Genomic DNA, 17,219 nt, shown 5'->3' with positions numbered 1-17,219 from the left:
ATTGTCATTCTGAAAATTCGCTACGAGGACTTTTCAACTCTTACTAAACGAAAAAGTCTGGCTCAAAAAACACAGGATGCTAGTCAGATAAGCCAAATCGCCCTGCAACTCTATGAAGAGTTAAGCGAGAAAGAAAGAGGTGTCCGCCTGCTGGGGATTACCCTGACTGGATTTTGAAACTCAATGAAAATTAAAGAGCAAACTAGGAAGCTAGCCGCAGGCTGTACTTGAGTACGGCAAGGTGAAGCTGACGTGGTTTGAATTTGATTTTCGAAGAGTATAAGTAAATGATTTCAAAATCAGAAAAGGATTGCTTTATGCAGTTCCTTTTTATTTTAACAGGAGTAAAGCTATAGCGTTTCTAAATTGTGAATCATTCAAAACAGATTGTGATGGGACTATTCTAGCTTTAGAATCCTTCAAAAATTAACATTGATATTTATGAAGTTAGGGTATTCGATAGTTAGGATTGTTCTATTCTGAAAGATTTGAGCTGTCAATCTTCTAGAATAGTAGTTTGCCAATGAATTTTGTTGAAAGATTCCTTGTTTTATGGTAGTCTAAAGTAAAAGAAAGCCTTATCATTATATTTTCATTTGTTAATAATGTATTTCGACTTTATCTAATGTAGAAGAAAGAAATATCATGAAACGTTTATGACTTGTAGGAAAGAGAATGTGAACTAAAAATAGATTTAGGAGTAGGTAGATGAGTAGTTTAGAGTCAATTCGTAAAGCGCATATCATCGTGTGGGGTGCCTATCTATTTTTATCATTAAGGGCGCCGCTAATTAGCAGCACAGAGTATTTCTTGCTTATTTTTTTAGCGTTTCTCTATTCGATAGTATCACTCCCTATATATTCAGTGAAAAATAAAATAGTATCTATCTGTCTAGCCATAAATTCGATTCTGTTAATGAGTTTCCCGATTTTAATCAATAAATATTTCCCAGGAAAGGTTTCTACTTATATCGTATTAATCAGTATTTTTATCCTGGAGTTCTTAATCTTTAATATAATTGGTAAAGATTTTGATACTAGATTAGCTAGCGAGTATAGGAAAATCAGTCAGTTTAAAAGTAAGATGTCTCAATCTCCTTGGATAAAATATTTAGAGATTTCTAGTTTTATATTAACTATATTTCCATTTATTCTTCATGGTACAGTTGCTAATCGTGTATTGACTCTTATCTTTTTGACAAAAATTTGTGTAGATACTACGATAAAGATTCTATTAAACAGAATCTTTAAGACAAGTGAGGTAATGAAAAGGAGGATATTTTCTCTTTTTGTACTAGATTTGATTGTCTATTTATTTTTAGCTTATGTTTTAGTGATACAAAAAGACGAATATCTGTTTTCAATTCTACTAATTTTTTCTAATTTCTCACTTCCCTTTATCAGAGAAAAAGAGTATGAATTATTTAAAAATAAGAGGTGAGATAGATATGGTTAAATCTTAGTTCTCTTTAAAATCAAATCAGGTAGAGAAAGGATATTTTATCTAGGTGACAAAGTGCTTTAAACGCAGTCAACGATTACCTGTTAGGAAACTATCCTAACCATGCAACGTTAAAGAGGAGAAATCTTATGAAACTCGTATCACCAAATAATTATGTTGCTATTGAGCAAGAGGAGATGATGTATCTTGATGGGGATTATCCATACATAAAGACGGGGGAATGTTACAGTAAACGTAGCCACTGCTTATTTTATGGGGAATTAAATATGTTTAAACTAAGTGATAGAGTCAGAGTGGTCTTTGCTATTTTAGGAGTAAGTTCCATATTGGTTAGTATGTATCTTATACCTTTTATTAAAACTGAGAATAAATTTTGGGAAATACTTGTATTTATATTAGGTGTATTGCTAATTGGAATTGCGTTACTAAGTCATAAAAAAATTAAATTTTGGAAATAGCGTTAGTGAGAAGGACAGGATAATAGTATTATGATGGTTGTTTTAATTTTGATGGTTGTGGTGTTTCTGTATTATGTAATTACCGAGTATTTTCAGAATAGTTATATTGACTGTATACTATTTCTAACATTGCTGATTTCTCATTTTGATATGGAATTACTATTTTTTGCCCATTGAAGTCTTAGTAGCATTAAGTGGAGTAAATTTGCTGTCAAGATTTTTCAAAAAAAAGAGAAGTCAATAGAGTTGTTAGTGGATTATAAAGATGAAAGGTAAAATTGGAATATCTAAAATGAAACATTTTATTGCAGGAATTGGTGAGATAAGATTTATTAGTTATCCATTGTCTCTATGTGTAGGACTAGCCCCTCTTTTTCATATCTATGTCATAGGTTCTGAAATGAATTTTGTGAAAATAGTATTATCTATTTTGGGAGTCATATTTGTATGTATTTTAACTATTGCTCGAATTTATAGAAGATTTTTCTATAATAAAAATAAACTTGACTAGAATAGTATGGATTAGTTAATCAATTGGAACTATTATTTTTGTTATAATTTACTACTTTTAAGTTTTTACATTAAACAGCCGACTGAAGTGAAAGTTGTTTATCCTAGAAAGGAAAACCTCAAATTGTCCTACAAATTTCTACTTTTCGACCTCGACCACACTCTTCTTGATTTTGATGCTGCTGAGGATGTGGCTTTGACGCAACTTCTAAAAGAAGAAGGGGTTACAGATATTCAGGCCTACAAAGACTTTTACGTTCCTATGAACAAGGCTCTCTGGAAGGACTTGGAGCAAAAGAAAATTAGTAAACAAGAGCTGGTTAACACGCGCTTTTCTCGTTTATTTTCTCATTTTGGACAGGAAAAAGCTGGTAGTTTTCTAGCCCAGCGTTACCAATTTTACCTAGCCCAACAGGGACAAACGATTTCCGGCGCTCATGAACTTTTGGACAGTCTCATCGATCGTGATTATGACTTGTATGCTGCGACAAATGGGATTACTGCTATTCAGACAGGGCGTTTGGCTCAATCTGGTTTAGCACCTTATTTCAATCAAGTCTTTATCTCAGAGCAATTGCAAACTCAAAAGCCTGATGCTCTCTTTTATGAAAAGATTGGTCAGCAGATTGCAGGTTTTATCAAAGAAAAGACGCTGATGATTGGAGATTCCCTAACCGCCGACATTCAAGGTGGTAATAATGCTGGGATTGCCACTATCTGGTACAACTCTCATCACCTAGAAAATCACACACAAGCCCAGCCAACCTACGAAGTCCATTCTTACCAAGACTTGCTGGATTGCTTAGATAAACTGTAAAAAGTGGTTTAGATAGCCACTTTTTGCTATAATAGAGGCAGTAAAAAAGAAGGAGTCGGCTATGCAACACTCGTCTTGGCATGCTTTGATTAAGGAGCAATTACATGAGGGTTATTTTGGGAAAATCAATCAGTTTATGGAGCAGGTCTACGCTCAGGGGACTGTTTATCCGCCCAAAGAAAAGGTTTTTCAGGCTCTCTTGACAACACCGCTTGAAGAAGTTAAGGTGGTGATTCTAGGGCAAGATCCCTATCACGGGCCAGGTCAAGCGCAGGGCTTGAGTTTTTCTGTACCCGACTCTATCCCAGCTCCGCCATCCTTGCAAAATATCTTGAAAGAATTGTCAGATGATATTGGGGTCAAGAAATCTCATGATTTGACAGTTTGGGCTGATCAAGGAGTCTTGCTTCTTAATGCTTGTTTGACTGTTCCTGCTGGACGGGCCAATGGTCATGCTGGTCAGATATGGGAGCCTTTTACGGATGCTGTGATTCAGGTGGTCAATCATCTAGATAGACCAGTCGTTTTTGTGCTCTGGGGAGCTTATGCACGCAAGAAGAAGGCCTTAGTTACCAATCCTCATCACTTGATTATCGAATCAGCCCATCCCAGTCCTTTGTCAGTTTATAGAGGATTTTGGGGTTCTAAGCCTTTTTCCAAGGCCAATGCATTCTTAAAAGAGACAGGACAAGAGCCAATCGATTGGCTTAGATAAGGAGAAAATATGCCTCAGTTAGCGACAATTTGCTACATTGATAACGGGAAAGAACTGCTTATGCTCCACCGTAATAAGAAGCCAAATGATGTTCATGAAGGAAAATGGATTGGTGTGGGTGGTAAGCTAGAGAGAGGAGAGACACCTCAGGAATGTGCAGCGCGTGAAATCCTCGAAGAAACAGGGCTCAAAGCTAAGCCTGTTCTAAAAGGTGTTATCACTTTTCCTGAATTTACGCCAGATTTAGACTGGTACACCTATGTTTTTAAGGTGACAGAGTTTGAAGGGGACTTGATTGACTGCAACGAGGGAACGCTAGAATGGGTTCCCTATGATGAGGTTTTGAGCAAGCCAACTTGGGAAGGTGACCATACCTTTGTTGGGTGGCTTTTAGAGGACAAACCCTTCTTTTCAGCCAAGTTTGTTTATGATGGGGATAAATTGTTGGATACCCAAGTTGATTTCTATGAATAAAGGAGAAAGCAGATGCTACTAATTAAAAATGGTCGTGTAATGGATCCCAAGTCTGGTTTGGATCAAGTGTGTGATGTTTTGGTCCAAGATGGGAAAATTGTCAAAATTGCGCCTGAAATCAAGAAAGAAGGAGTAGAGGTGCTTGATGCTACTGGTCTTGTAGTTGCACCTGGCTTGGTCGATATTCATGTTCATTTCCGTGAACCGGGTCAAACACACAAGGAAGACATCCATACTGGGGCACTAGCAGCTGCGGCAGGTGGTTTTACTACTGTCGTCATGATGGCTAATACCAGTCCAACCATTTCAGACGTGGAGACTTTGCAAGAAGTTCTCCAGTCAGCTGCCAAAGAGAAGATTAATGTCAAGACGGTTGCGACTATTACTAAAAATTTTAATGGGCAAGATTTGACTGACTTTAAGGCGCTTTTAGAAGCAGGTGCGGTTGGTTTCTCAGATGATGGTATTCCGCTTGAAAGTAGTAAAGTTGTCAAGGAAGCCATGGAGGAAGCTAAAAAGCTTAATACCTTTATTAGTCTTCATGAGGAAGATCCAGGATTGAACGGTGTTCTTGGCTTTAACGAAAATATTGCTAAAGAGCATTTCCATATCTGCGGTGCGACTGGGGTGGCTGAGTATGCTATGATGGCGCGTGATGTCATGATTGCCTATGCAACCAAGGCCCATGTTCATATTCAGCATTTGTCTAAGAAAGAAAGTGTTAAAGTAGTTGAGTTTGCTCAAGGTTTGGGTGCGCAAGTCACAGCAGAAGTAGCACCACAGCATTTCTCGAAAACAGAAGCTCTCCTTTTGACACAAGGAAGTAATGCCAAGATGAATCCGCCGCTTCGTTTGGAATCAGACCGTCGTGCTGTTATCGAGGGTCTTAAATCAGGCATCATCACAGTTATCGCGACAGACCACGCGCCTCACCATGCAGATGAGAAAAACGTTGAGGATATTACCAAAGCACCATCTGGTATGACAGGTTTAGAAACCTCCCTGTCTCTCGGCTTGACCTATTTGGTGGAAGCTGGTGAGTTGAGCTTGATGGAATTACTCGAAAAGATGACATACAACCCAGCCAAGCTTTACAACTTTGAAGCAGGTTATTTGGCTGAGAATGGTCCAGCGGACATCACTATTTTTGATGCTAAGGCTGACCGCCTTGTGGACTCCCAATTTGCTTCGAAAGCAGCTAATTCACCATTCATCGGTGAAACCTTAAAAGGGCAGGTTAAATATACAATCTGTAAGGGACAAATTGTCTATCAAGCTTGATAGGAGTTAGAATATGAATTATTTTCGAAAACGTAGGGAGAGAAAAGCAAAATCTAATAGCGGAATTTACTGTCCCGCATCTAATCGTTCTAAAATTCAATATGAAACTAAAGAAAAAGCTGACCATGCAGTTCAATATGATAATGGAGGTTTAGTTAGAAGCTATTATTGTCGTACATGTGCGTGTTGGCATACTACTTCAAAATCTAATAACCCTCCGCTAAGTTTGAAAAATTATGGTCTGAAACTCTTTGGTTTAGATAAATCAGAATAGAAAGAGAAGTATGTATAAGACAAAGTGTTTACGAGAGAAGTTAGTATTATTTTTAAAAATTTTCTTCCCAATCCTGATCTACCAATTTGCCAATTATTCTGCCTCTTTTGTTGACACTGCAATGACAGGTCAATACAATACTATGGACTTGGCTGGTGTGTCTATGGCGACCAGTATCTGGAATCCTTTTTTTACCTTCCTAACAGGAATTGTGTCAGCCCTGGTGCCCATCATTGGTCACCATCTTGGTCGAGGAAAAAAGGAAGAAGTTGCATCTGATTTTTACCAGTTCATCTATTTGGCTTTGGGACTATCTGTGGTCTTGCTGGGGATGGTACTTTTCTTGGCACCACCAATCTTGAATCATATTGGACTAGAAGCACCAGTGGCGGCAGTAGCGATTCGTTATCTCTGGTTTTTATCTATCGGGATTATCCCTTTGTTGCTATTTAGTGTCATTCGTTCCTTGCTGGATTCGCTGGGGTTGACCAAACTGTCTATGTATCTTATGCTTTTGTTACTTCCTCTCAATAGCGGATTTAACTACCTCTTGATTTACGGGGCCTTTGGAGTTCCAGAACTGGGAGGTGCTGGGGCTGGTTTAGGAACTTCTTTGGCTTACTGGGTCTTGCTGGGGATTTCTGTTCTGGTTCTATTTAAACAGGAGAAGCTCAAGGCTCTACATCTTGAGAAACGAATTCCGCTTAATATGGATAAAATCAAGGAAGGAGTTCGTTTAGGTCTGCCTATTGGGGGGACTGTCTTCGCGGAAGTAGCCATCTTTTCCGTGGTTGGCTTGATTATGGCGAAGTTCTCGTCCTTGATTATCGCTAGTCACCAGTCAGCTATGAACTTTTCAAGTCTCATGTACGCCTTTCCCATGAGTATCTCATCTGCTATGGCTATTGTCGTTTCCTATGAAGTGGGAGCTAAGCGATTTGATGATGCGAAAACCTATATTGGTCTAGGGAGATGGACTGCCCTCATTTTTGCGGCCTTCACCTTAACCTTCCTTTACATTTTTAGGGGAAATGTGGCCAGTCTTTATGGTAACGATCCAGAATTTATTGATTTGACAGCGCGTTTTTTGACTTATAGCCTTTTCTTCCAGTTAGCAGATACTTTTGCGGCACCGCTCCAGGGAATTTTACGGGGCTATAAGGATACAGTTATTCCTTTTTACCTTGGTTTGGTTGGTTACTGGGGGGTGACACTCCCAGTAGCTATGGTATTTGATTCCCTAACAGATTTTGGAGCTTATTCTTACTGGATTGGTTTGATTATTAGTCTAATCGTAAGTGGGGCTCTCTACCGTTGGCGTTTAACTGTGATTATGAAGAGATTTGAATCCAGAAAAGCTTGATTTTTAGAATTCCTACAAGCAAAAATATCCTTCCTTATCTGCCTTATCTGCATTATTTTTGCTATAGTTAAATTAGTAGTAGGAAAATGAGAACTTCAAAAATATAGAAACAATTGATATTTCACGCTACTTTACTGGTATCAGATATAAAGAAAAAGAAGTTGCTAAAACAAGCAACTTCTTTTTTTGAATTTCGTTTTACATAATTTATTTTATGTAGTTTATAAACTATCCAAGGCATTTTTTTGTTCATCGTTGACGATATGGGTATAGAGGTCAGTGACTTGTGTACTGGCGTGTCCTAGCTGGTGACTGACCAAAACTTGTGATTTAGTAGCATCATATAGCCTAGTTGCTAGGGTATGGCGCAGTTTATGGGGTGTTACACGGACTTTGAAGTCCTCTGAGTATTTAGCAACCATTTTTTCAACGCTGGAAGCATCGATACGATTTGGTACACCTCGGTATAAGGTCAGAAAGAGCGCTGTGTCTGTCTTTTCCGTCTTATAGCGTTGATTTCGAATGGCTAGATAATTCTCTAAATAAGGCTTAGCAAAAGCAGCGACATTGACCGAGTCACGTTTGCCACCTTTTCGAGTGACATCAATAACCATCATCTTGAGATTGAGATCTCTTAGATCCAGATTAACAGCTTCAGATAAGCGAACACCAGACGCCAAGAGAAGGGCAATAATGGCCAAATCACGTTCTTTATTTTTGTTGAATGATGAGAGAGCGCGATTTGAAAGTTGTTGTGGATACTCTTGGTCAATATAAGTTAGAAAACCTTCTGTTTCATCACCTAAAAAGAGTTTTTGCTTGATGTTTTCAGCTCTGGCAGCAAGCGTTTCTTTCTTTTTTTTGGTTGAAACTTTCTTCATTACATTACGATAAAAATAAGGTTCCCCCTGATCGTTTTCAACCTCCTCGGTCAGATACTTGTAAAGACTAGAAAGTGCTGACAAAGTCCGATTGATGGTTGTCTGAGAAACTCCTTGCTTGGTTGTATTAGCATTCAGCAAAGGACGTTCTCGAAGATAAAGGATAAAAGCCTCCATATCTTTCTTTGACATGTTTTCCAAGACAGATAAAGGAATATTAGACATTTTATCAGCGTTTGAGATACCAGACTCTAAAACCCAGCTGAAAAATCGATCATATTCCTTGAGATATTCGTACAAGGTTGTAAAACTGTAAGGAACAGCAAGCTTAGATTGGTAGTATTCCAGAACATACCAGGGCATGATTTGTTTTAGTTTGTCGATTCGTTCTAGTAAAATCTCACGTTTCATGTATTTTCTCCATAAATAAGTCTACTAGTAGTATAGCATAGACCTATATATTTTTCAAGAAAATTATAGTTTTTCGGAAAGATGTTATAGAGCTTTTTAAAAAAGACTTAGACCTGAGTAAAAGGGATCTAATCTAAGTCTTTGGAGTTTCATTGTGAATCATTAGCTAGTGCTTTTTCTAGTTTCCAAATACTAAACCAGAATGAAATAGTCAACAGAATAAGGAAAATAAAAAAGAGTTTATCAGTAACGATACTTCTGTTCATTCTACACAACTGAAGAGCTATATAAGGAGCTATGAGATACAAAATGCATTGTATGATTGCTATCGTTTTCTTTTTCATGATTTTAATCTTACTGTGCAGGTTTGATACAGTAAACTCCTTTCTAGCTTTGTGCATCATCATTTCTAACTTGATTATAGTCTTATTTTTACCAAAGCTCAATTATTTGTATGTGAAATATCTTATCTGTAAAAAATAACCGATCTCATTGCTGAGAATCGGTTTTCTAATATATTTAATTAAGAGTTTATTTTTACATAACACAAATTATGTAAAAACTCCTACAACAACAAATCTTTGACTTTCCCAATTTCACTTTTTGGAATAACTAGGTGAATCATATCTCCGAGATACATTCTGGTTGAGCCGTTAACTGTTTGGCTCTTACCATTATGTACTTGGGTGGTGATGAGTACGTTGTGTGGCAAGTTGAGTTCGTGTACTTGTTTTCCTGCTATTTTATCTGAAACAGGAATTTCAATAAGTGTGACTTCTCCTTCATCTGACGCTTCTTCAGGCAGCATTTTTTCCAACATAGCCTCATAGACTGGCGCACCTTTGAGCAGATCCATGATGATGTAGGCAACTAGGGTTACTAAGCCAAGTGGCATGAGGTTGCGAATATCTCCTACCATCTCAGTTACGAGTATCATAGCAGTTAAGGGAGCCTTGGATATTGCTCCAAAATAACCACTCATTCCTAGAATGACAAATATAGGGAATTGCTCTTGACTGACAAGTCCAAGATTGACACAAATAACACCAACTAGGGCTCCAAGCAAGGAACCAAGCGCCAAAATTGGTAGGAAAATTCCTCCTGGAAGGCCACTTCCATAGCTAATCATGCTCCAAACAAAGCGAATCAAAAAGTACGCTAATAGAACTTGAAAACTAAAATCTTGCTTAGTCAGGGAAAGAACCAGCTGATTTCCACCACCAAGGATTTGGGGTAAGAAGATTCCGACTGGTATGATGAGAATGAAGGCAAGAATTGGATGATAAGCTCTATCCAAATGGATTTTCTGACCAAGCCAATCATAAACTCGACCAACATTGAGCACAGCTTTCTCATAGAGAAAACCGGAAAGGCCTAGAAAAATCCCCATAAGGAGGTAAATCCAATACTGGTCTAGGGTCATGAGTGGGATGTTGTCTGGCATATCCAGTACGGGTGTTAGGCCAAATATGAGCAGAGAAACAAAGTTTGCTACGAGACTAGCAGCGAGAGTAGATACCCAGAAAAAGCGTGAAAAATGGTGATAAACTTCTTCTACCACAAAGAGAAGTCCTGCAATCGGTGCATTAAAGGCTGCAGCTAGACCAGCGGCAGCTCCACTAGCAATCAAGGAGCGTTCCTCTACTGGACTGGATTTGAGCCATTTGGAAATTCCTTTACCACCGACCGCTCCAAGTTGAATACTGGGTCCTTCACGACCCAGCATAAGACCGCTAGCAATAGCAAGAATTCCTAGAATATATTTTTTCCAAAGAACGCCCCACCAGTTGAGAGTCATCAATCCCTTTAATTCGGCTTCGACTTGAGGAATTCCTGAGCCTTTGATATCTTTTTCTGATCGAGTTAATTTCGCACTGAGCCAACAAACTATTAAATAAAATAGACCAATGATAAAAAGATTGCGCACTAGGTGAGCTTGATCTTGATAAAGTCCTTGTATCAGGTGAAAGCCTTTTTCAATTAAAAATCGAAAAGATCCAACGATGATCCCAACGACAAGACCGACGATGATTCCTCGTCCAACTTGGGATAATATGGTACTTGATGCAAAGGCAAATTCTTTCTTGGAGCTGAGTGTTTCTGACTGTTCCTCCATAACCATTCCTTCTAACTTAACTTTCTTTTTCTCCTAAAACCAGTGATTTAACGGGTTCAAAGCTGGTTCGGTGAATTGGGGTAACTCCTAGTTTTTTCAGCCCTTCCAGGTGTTTAGCTGTTCCATATCCTGCATTAGCAGCGAAATCATAGCCTGGAAATTGCTGGTCGTATTCCTTCATCAATTCATCACGGGTCACCTTGGCTACTATAGAAGCCGCAGCGATAGAGAGAGAATTGGCATCTCCTTTGATGATAGATGTTTGTGAAATGGGTAATTCCAACTTCATGGCATCTATCAAAAGGTGCTCAGGTTGAGGACTGAGCTGGGAGATTGCTTCCTTCATAGCTAGTTTGGTTGCTTCATAGATATTGACTTGGTCGATGACCTGATTATCCATGATACCAATCCCGATTGATAATGCTTTGTCTTGAACTTCTTGAAAAATCTCCAGATGTTTCTTTTTAGGAATTTTCTTGCTGTCGTTGAGGCCTCTAATCTTACAATTTTGAGGTAAAATAACAGCTGCAGCGACTACAGGACCAGCAAGAGGACCACGACCAACCTCATCAACACCTGCAATTAAGGTCAATCCTTGCTTATAAAGTTCTTTTTCATAGGAAAGCATGGATTCCAAACGAAGATCCTCATCCAATTCTGCCTGAATGGCTTTTTTACGCTTGCTTATTTCCTTTAGAACTCCAGAACGATTATCCTGCTCGAGTTCTAAAAAAATAGGGTTATCTAACTCCTTGACAGTAGCAAGGAGTTTTTTGATTTCTTTAATCGTCACCATCGAGGTCTTCCAATGTATCTAAGGTATAGTTACCGAGTTTGCCGTCACGGACTTCCTTCACGAAGAGACTGTAGAAACGGTCATAGTCATCACGGAAACCGAGGGCACGGGTCATATCCATAATAATAACAGTCGCTTCTTCTTCAATTTTCATTTGTTTGAAGCGTTCAGCCAGCTTTTCTGGATAATGTTCTTTGAAATAATTAAGACCAAAAATGGTCACCTCGTCCATAGGGAGCAACTGGTCTTTAATAGCTCCAGTCAAGGCTAGTTTAAGAGCAACAGTTTCGTCTTCGAATTTAGGCCAGAGAATCCCTGGTGTATCCAAGATTTCCAGGTCTTTATTTGTTTTGAGCCATTGTTGTCCCTTGGTCACCCCTGGTTTATTGCCGACAACGGCAATTTTCTTACCAGCTAAACGGTTCATAAGAGTTGATTTACCAGCATTTGGAATCCCGATAATCATGGTACGCAAGGTTTCAATCTTGATACCACGTTCTTTCTGACGAGTAATCTTATCAGCCATGAGTTTTTTTGCCGCATCTGTTACAACTTTTACAGTCACTTGCTCTTTGGAGTTGATAGCTAGCGTCTGGATTCCTTGTGATTCAAAATACTGACGCCATTCTTTGGTCATTGCTGGGTCAGCCAAGTCTGCCTTGTTTAAAATCAAGAGTTTTGGTTTGTCACCAACAATCTTGGTCAACATAGGATTTTGACTAGATAAAGGTAAACGTGCATCCACCAAAATCGTTACAAAATCAACAAATTTTAAATTTTCCTGAACCTGTCGACGTGCTTTAGACATGTGACCAGGAAACCATTGAATAGTAGCCATTGAATTTTTTCCTTTCGTAGCAAGGGTTTAGATACCCTATTTTATTTTACTATCGTTTGAACATAGAGAGTTCTCAAATGAATGATGTTCAAATAGTTTTTTGTTTTATGATATAGAAATCTACTTTATATTATATCATGACTTCTTTCTTTTGTCCGATGATAGCCTTTCAAGCACTCTATATAGAAAAAAGCCATCAAATGATGACTTTTCAGAGGGAGCAAAAAACTGCCCTCTTTATATTTTAAACATTTAAATGTCTTCTTTAAACAGTTGGTTAAAGAAACCGTCTGTGTTTTTAAGAAGGGCTTTGAAGACCTTAGATTTCAAGTCCACTGTATTTTTGAAATGATCTTTAATTTTCGGATCTGACATACCATCAAGATCTTTTTGAACAGCTCTATCAAATAAAGTACGTAACTCATCATAGTTGCTAATATGAGTTCCATCAATATCGATAGCTTCAAAACCTTTCTTAGCTTTAGCAAGAACTTCCCCGTACCAATGTCTCTTCCACTCTTCAAGAGTATTAAAGTTTCCTTTCGATACTTTCTTAATAATAAAGTCATCGCCTAAGAGACCTTTATTTTCGTTATTAGCGGCGCCTTGATGTTTGCTTGAAACATAATCAATAAATCCATGTTCGTATCCATAGTAACCCCACATACGGAAGGCATTGTGCTTAAATGATAATGAACCAGGAGCACCTTGACTCGTATTACCACCATAAATACCAGCCATCATTTGAACATTAACATATGCTGAGTTAGGCGTGAAGTCCTCTGGTCGGAACACACCATTGCCAGGATTATTATGTTTAGTCATAAAGTTATTATCAACCAAATCATCAATACTTGCCAATGGCTTGGTTTTCTCTCCGTCATTTAGGTCACGAACTTTATCCCATTGGTGTGGAGCGGTTAATTTGTTTAAACCATCAACATGTCTATCGACTCTGTCAATTTTCTTGAACCACTTGCTATTGTCACCATTTAATTTTGGAATTACAGCATCTGCTTCAACATAATCCAACATCATTAATGCTTCATTGTAGTTCTTCATGTAGCGATCAATATCTTCACGAGTTTTAAGTTTATCAGGGTCATAGTTATACCACTGTTCACCATTATTCTCACGATGATAAGCCATATTCAAACCTAAAGCACCATATTCTCCGTTTGGATTTGATACCGATGGCGTTTGCAACATACCTTGAGCAAAGGCTTCTAAATCCGTACCTTGACGATGCCAATGACCACCATAGTAAGCCATACGATCATTAACGTGAGTAGTTTCATGTGTAAATGCGGATGTTCCAAAATCACTAATTAAATCTGTCATAACGAAATAAACTGCATCCATCGGTTGCGGTGCTGCAAAAATATATGCATATGCTCCGTATCCATATTGGTAAGGATGATACTTTCCAATACGACCAAAGAATTCCCTGACTGGAGTATAGTCTGGTTTTCCATTTCTATGTCCGAATCTATCAGGCCAACCACCTGGAGCGTTATGATTATCCCATACAGGAGTTGGAACTCCATTTTGACTCTTAAGAAGTTTATCGCGGACATTATCAGTAGCAAGACGTGACCAAAAATCTAAGTAATTAACTTGCTCTTTAGCACGTTTATTGATTTCACTCTTGAACGCTTCACGTTTTTCTGCTGTATCTTTACCATACTTTTCAAATGAACTAAATGAGATAGTATTATACGTTGAAATCATAAATAAATGTGCATTTTTCAAGTTAAGAAGAGGTAAAATCATGCGCCCATGCTGCCCATTATTAATTCCTTCGTATAGACGATATTTTTTGTTGGTAAATGCAGGGTTCGTTGATGGTTGTTCAACTACATACGCGTTCTTTTCAATAGCTTTCTTAAACCAATCATTTATATCTGTATGGTTAGTGAATAGCTTCATATTGTAATGTAAGAATCCATTTAATTCATTTATTCCAATTGTTCCACCTATAGTTTCACGATAAGCTTCTAAAGTTCTATCTCCTTTAACATTTCTTTCACTTGAACCAATTTTGATTAAGAAATCTAAGACATTAACATTCTTACCATAAAAATCAGGTTTAAACATCATAATATCTTTAATTGATAACTCATCGTATTTAAAACCATAATATTGATTTAAGTAGGCCAGTCCCATCATGATTTTAGCTTTGTTGTCTTCAACTTTCTTCAGTAAAGCACGTTCAGCTAATTCGTTATCGTTGAGTTGATGATCTTCATTTTCAACAATAGCTTTAACTAATTTGCCAAGATTTTCTTTCACTTCCGCAAAGCTTTCTTCAAAGAATAGATCTTTAATATAACCATTCTTACGTTCATCCGAATTAGCATTAGGATCTCTAGATGTATCTCGTTTATCCATCAAAGCACGGACTTCTTGTGAAATCAATTCTACACTTGATAATTGATCTTTAACATCAGCAATCAATTTATCACGATTTTTAACAACCATATTTGGTGTGTAAACCACATCATCTAAACCATCAATACTATACTCACGAACTTGTTTCACCTTAGAATCAGCAACTGCTGTCACGTTCATTTCTTCTTTGGTGCCATCCGCATAGTGAACCATAATCTTATCAATATCCGATAGATCAGTAACAAATTGCCCTGCTTTCATACCTGTTACAGACAGAACAGTTTTCTTAACAAGATTGGACTCACCTGTTAACTTATTCCCTTGGTTTACAATCCACTCTTTATTATAGAACGGTTGAAGTTTTTCAATATTGCGATAGGCTTGTTCACGTTCAGCTTTGTAATCTTGCGTTGTCTTATACTCATTATCATGAGTAACAAATCGATTCAATCGGTCAACAAGTAATTCAGGCATCTCATAGGTGTTAGCTGTAATGTTGTAGGTTAAAATTATATTATCAGCCTCTTCTTTCGAAATACCTTTGATGATATTCGAACGATTATAGGATTTATTACCCTCACTAATACCATTTACCGTATAAGTGTTGATAACGCGCTCAGATGTATAATAGGAATCTTGGTCGATATCTGAGTGTCCAAAAGCTATTTCACCGTTCTTTACTTTCATCATAGACACATTATTTTTAATCATACCTAACATCCAGTTATTACCAACTAAGCCACCTGATTTAAGTGAATCTTTAACATAGAGTGTACCTTTTGCCACAGAATTGGTTAAAACACCTTCTCTACTATAGCTATGGTTATCCCCACCATTTTGTGTCGAATAAACAATACCCGCAGCTTGAGCACGGTTACCAATGATATTGGCATCTACATATACTTTATCGATAACGCCTTTCCAGTTTTCTCCAACGATACCAGTCAAGAATTGTCCACCATCGCCGACAGAAGTTACGTTACCGATAAAGGCTACATTTCTGAGTGTACCTTGATTATCAATCTTATCAATAAATCCAGATACCCAGTTCTTACCTAATACGTTACCAGTCACTTTGACATCTTCAATTTTAGCGCCGCCTTTAATAGTGTCGGCAATCGGTGCAATGCGGTCTGCCCAAGGCATATTGATATTTACATTCCCCAGATTTACTTTGGTTACTGTACCACCGATAATGTTCTTAAATAACGGACGTTCCGTATTGTGGATGGTATAATGTTTCCCATCTACACTCTTCAATGTACCTCTAAAGTCGCCGTCAACATACCATTTCTTAGGTGTTGGTACATTCGTTGCATTCAAATCTGCTCCGATTTTAAATGTACCATTTTTGTCAGCATTCATGGCATCTACTAACTCTTTAAAGTTATAATAAACGTCATCAACTTTTGGAACTGGTTTTTCAATATAATGAACATACTTGTTACGAACTTTCGTTGGGTCTGTGTGTTGAATCAAATCTTGTGCTTCAGCAGTTATTTTGTAAAGTTTTTGACCTTCTTCAGTCACCAACTCAATCTTATCAACTGCTAAACGTGTTACTTTATTATCACGACTAGTGATTTTTAAGTACATTTTCTTCACATCTTCATCTGAAGGTTTTTCAGTCATGAAATCACTAGGTGTTTCAGTACCATCGTCATTTACCTTCACTAAATTAGTAGATGAAATATTTTTAATTTCAACTTTTTTCAAATCCAAGCGAAGTGGTTTCTCTTCTAATGTTGCAGTTTCTTCTCCCTTACCACGGTCATAGGTCATAGTGGTCTCTATCTTATAGTCCTTGTAGAATTTTAAATCTTCTACCTGCTTATTTAACTGCTCTGAAGTCAAATCTACTGTTTTGACAATTTCATTTCCATCTTTAATTGTCGCAGTAATTTTATTGATTGTGACTCCATCTGTATTAACTAAATGATAAGAAAGAGTTGCGGATCGGTTTAATACATTTGTATTTGTTCTATCTAAGGTCAAAACAGGAGCCGTTTTTTCTTTAGGTTTTTCTTTGGTACCTTTTACAAGAATTTTAGGCTTCATTTCTTTCAAAATAGTTACTGTTTCAACTGGGTCACTGATTTTTTTGCCATGTAACTCTTCATAGCTAGTAACAATTTGACGTTCGCCATCCTCACCAACTTGTCTAACAGAATCATCGCCTATAAATTTGCTAGGATCAGGTTCTTCTATAGTGGTTTTAGGAATAGTCTCTGTCCGAATATCGGTATGTAAAGAAGGCAACTCTTCTCTTTCTGATGCAACTTCTGAAACTGTAGATATTGGTTCAGTATACTCTGGAATGTCGTTAACAGGTGGTGCAATCAAGTTGCCGTTTTCATCCACTCCTGTTGTACCTACTGGTTCAGTGTATGCTGGAATGTCGTTAACAGGTGGTGCAATCAAGTTGCCGTTTTC

14 protein-coding genes and 2 pseudogenes are annotated in these 17,219 nt (G+C 37.7%); 11 read left to right on the top strand and 5 right to left on the bottom strand.

All coding sequences use genetic code 11. The annotated features are described in order from the left end of the window. The 11 genes and pseudogenes from HT697_RS01620 to pdrM all read left to right on the top strand — a co-directional run. Nucleotides 1–177, top strand: a pseudogene (locus HT697_RS01620) (hypothetical protein); the annotation flags it as partial. A 531-nt stretch (nucleotides 178–708) separates the two neighbouring features. Further along, nucleotides 709–1,440 (top strand): hypothetical protein, encoded by a 732-nt coding sequence (locus HT697_RS01615; protein WP_173217884.1) that lies wholly within the window; start codon nucleotides 709–711, stop codon nucleotides 1,438–1,440. Between the two features lie 287 nt (nucleotides 1,441–1,727). Next, nucleotides 1,728–1,919, top strand: a complete 192-nt coding sequence (locus HT697_RS10490; protein WP_173217895.1) for a hypothetical protein — start codon at nucleotides 1,728–1,730, stop codon at nucleotides 1,917–1,919. A gap of 30 nt (nucleotides 1,920–1,949) precedes the next feature. Next, nucleotides 1,950–2,163 (top strand): annotated as a pseudogene (locus HT697_RS10245) (hypothetical protein). Between the two features lie 48 nt (nucleotides 2,164–2,211). Continuing rightward, nucleotides 2,212–2,430 (top strand): hypothetical protein, encoded by a 219-nt coding sequence (locus tag HT697_RS01605; protein WP_173249615.1) that lies wholly within the window; start codon nucleotides 2,212–2,214, stop codon nucleotides 2,428–2,430. A 123-nt stretch (nucleotides 2,431–2,553) separates the two neighbouring features. Next, the gene (locus HT697_RS01600; RefSeq protein WP_173217882.1) at nucleotides 2,554–3,246 is read left to right on the top strand and encodes a YjjG family noncanonical pyrimidine nucleotidase; all 693 of its coding nucleotides are present in this window, start codon (nucleotides 2,554–2,556) and stop codon (nucleotides 3,244–3,246) included. Between the two features lie 61 nt (nucleotides 3,247–3,307). Beyond that, nucleotides 3,308–3,961 carry a uracil-DNA glycosylase gene (locus HT697_RS01595; RefSeq protein ID WP_173252904.1) on the top strand — a complete coding sequence of 218 codons (654 nt, stop codon included), beginning with the start codon at nucleotides 3,308–3,310 and terminating at the stop codon, nucleotides 3,959–3,961. Nucleotides 3,962–3,970: 9 nt separating this feature from the next. Beyond that, on the top strand, nucleotides 3,971–4,435 hold the full coding sequence (locus tag HT697_RS01590; RefSeq protein ID WP_001135770.1) for an 8-oxo-dGTP diphosphatase: 465 nt from the start codon (nucleotides 3,971–3,973) through the stop codon (nucleotides 4,433–4,435). Between the two features lie 12 nt (nucleotides 4,436–4,447). Next, nucleotides 4,448–5,716, top strand: coding sequence for a dihydroorotase (locus HT697_RS01585; RefSeq protein WP_173217878.1), 1,269 nt, complete (start codon nucleotides 4,448–4,450; stop codon nucleotides 5,714–5,716). 13 nt (nucleotides 5,717–5,729) lie between these two features. Further along, a complete protein-coding gene (locus HT697_RS01580; RefSeq protein WP_001105920.1) occupies nucleotides 5,730–5,990 on the top strand; it encodes a hypothetical protein in 261 nt (86 codons plus the stop codon). Between the two features lie 10 nt (nucleotides 5,991–6,000). After that, nucleotides 6,001–7,353, top strand: coding sequence for a sodium-coupled multidrug efflux MATE transporter PdrM (pdrM, locus tag HT697_RS01575; protein ID WP_112443707.1), 1,353 nt, complete (start codon nucleotides 6,001–6,003; stop codon nucleotides 7,351–7,353). Between the two features lie 221 nt (nucleotides 7,354–7,574). On the opposite strand, the gene xerS is transcribed toward pdrM, so the two are convergent. The 5 genes from xerS to HT697_RS01550 form a co-directional block, all read right to left on the bottom strand. Then, nucleotides 7,575–8,645 carry a tyrosine recombinase XerS gene (xerS, locus tag HT697_RS01570; protein ID WP_172930548.1) on the bottom strand — a complete coding sequence of 357 codons (1,071 nt, stop codon included), beginning with the start codon at nucleotides 8,643–8,645 and terminating at the stop codon, nucleotides 7,575–7,577. A gap of 565 nt (nucleotides 8,646–9,210) precedes the next feature. Continuing rightward, nucleotides 9,211–10,761 carry a ClC family H(+)/Cl(-) exchange transporter gene (locus tag HT697_RS01565; protein ID WP_173261847.1) on the bottom strand — a complete coding sequence of 517 codons (1,551 nt, stop codon included), beginning with the start codon at nucleotides 10,759–10,761 and terminating at the stop codon, nucleotides 9,211–9,213. A gap of 16 nt (nucleotides 10,762–10,777) precedes the next feature. Continuing rightward, nucleotides 10,778–11,557 carry a ribonuclease HII gene (locus HT697_RS01560; RefSeq protein ID WP_173261844.1) on the bottom strand — a complete coding sequence of 260 codons (780 nt, stop codon included), beginning with the start codon at nucleotides 11,555–11,557 and terminating at the stop codon, nucleotides 10,778–10,780. Next, nucleotides 11,544–12,395, bottom strand: a complete 852-nt coding sequence (gene ylqF, locus HT697_RS01555; protein ID WP_173217872.1) for a ribosome biogenesis GTPase YlqF — start codon at nucleotides 12,393–12,395, stop codon at nucleotides 11,544–11,546. Before ylqF ends, HT697_RS01560 begins: the two co-directional genes overlap by 14 nt. Nucleotides 12,396–12,647: 252 nt before the next feature. Beyond that, nucleotides 12,648–17,219, bottom strand: a 4,572-nt coding sequence (locus HT697_RS01550; RefSeq protein WP_173261841.1) for a ZmpA/ZmpB/ZmpC family metallo-endopeptidase, incomplete at its 5' end; no start/stop codon positions are given.

Source organism: Streptococcus sp. 1621, from assembly GCF_013276615.1.
In the GTDB taxonomy this organism is placed as follows: Bacteria; Bacillota; Bacilli; order Lactobacillales; family Streptococcaceae; genus Streptococcus.
The sequence above is the reverse complement of the archived record's forward strand: the minus strand, read 5'-3'. Positions and strand labels throughout refer to the sequence as shown.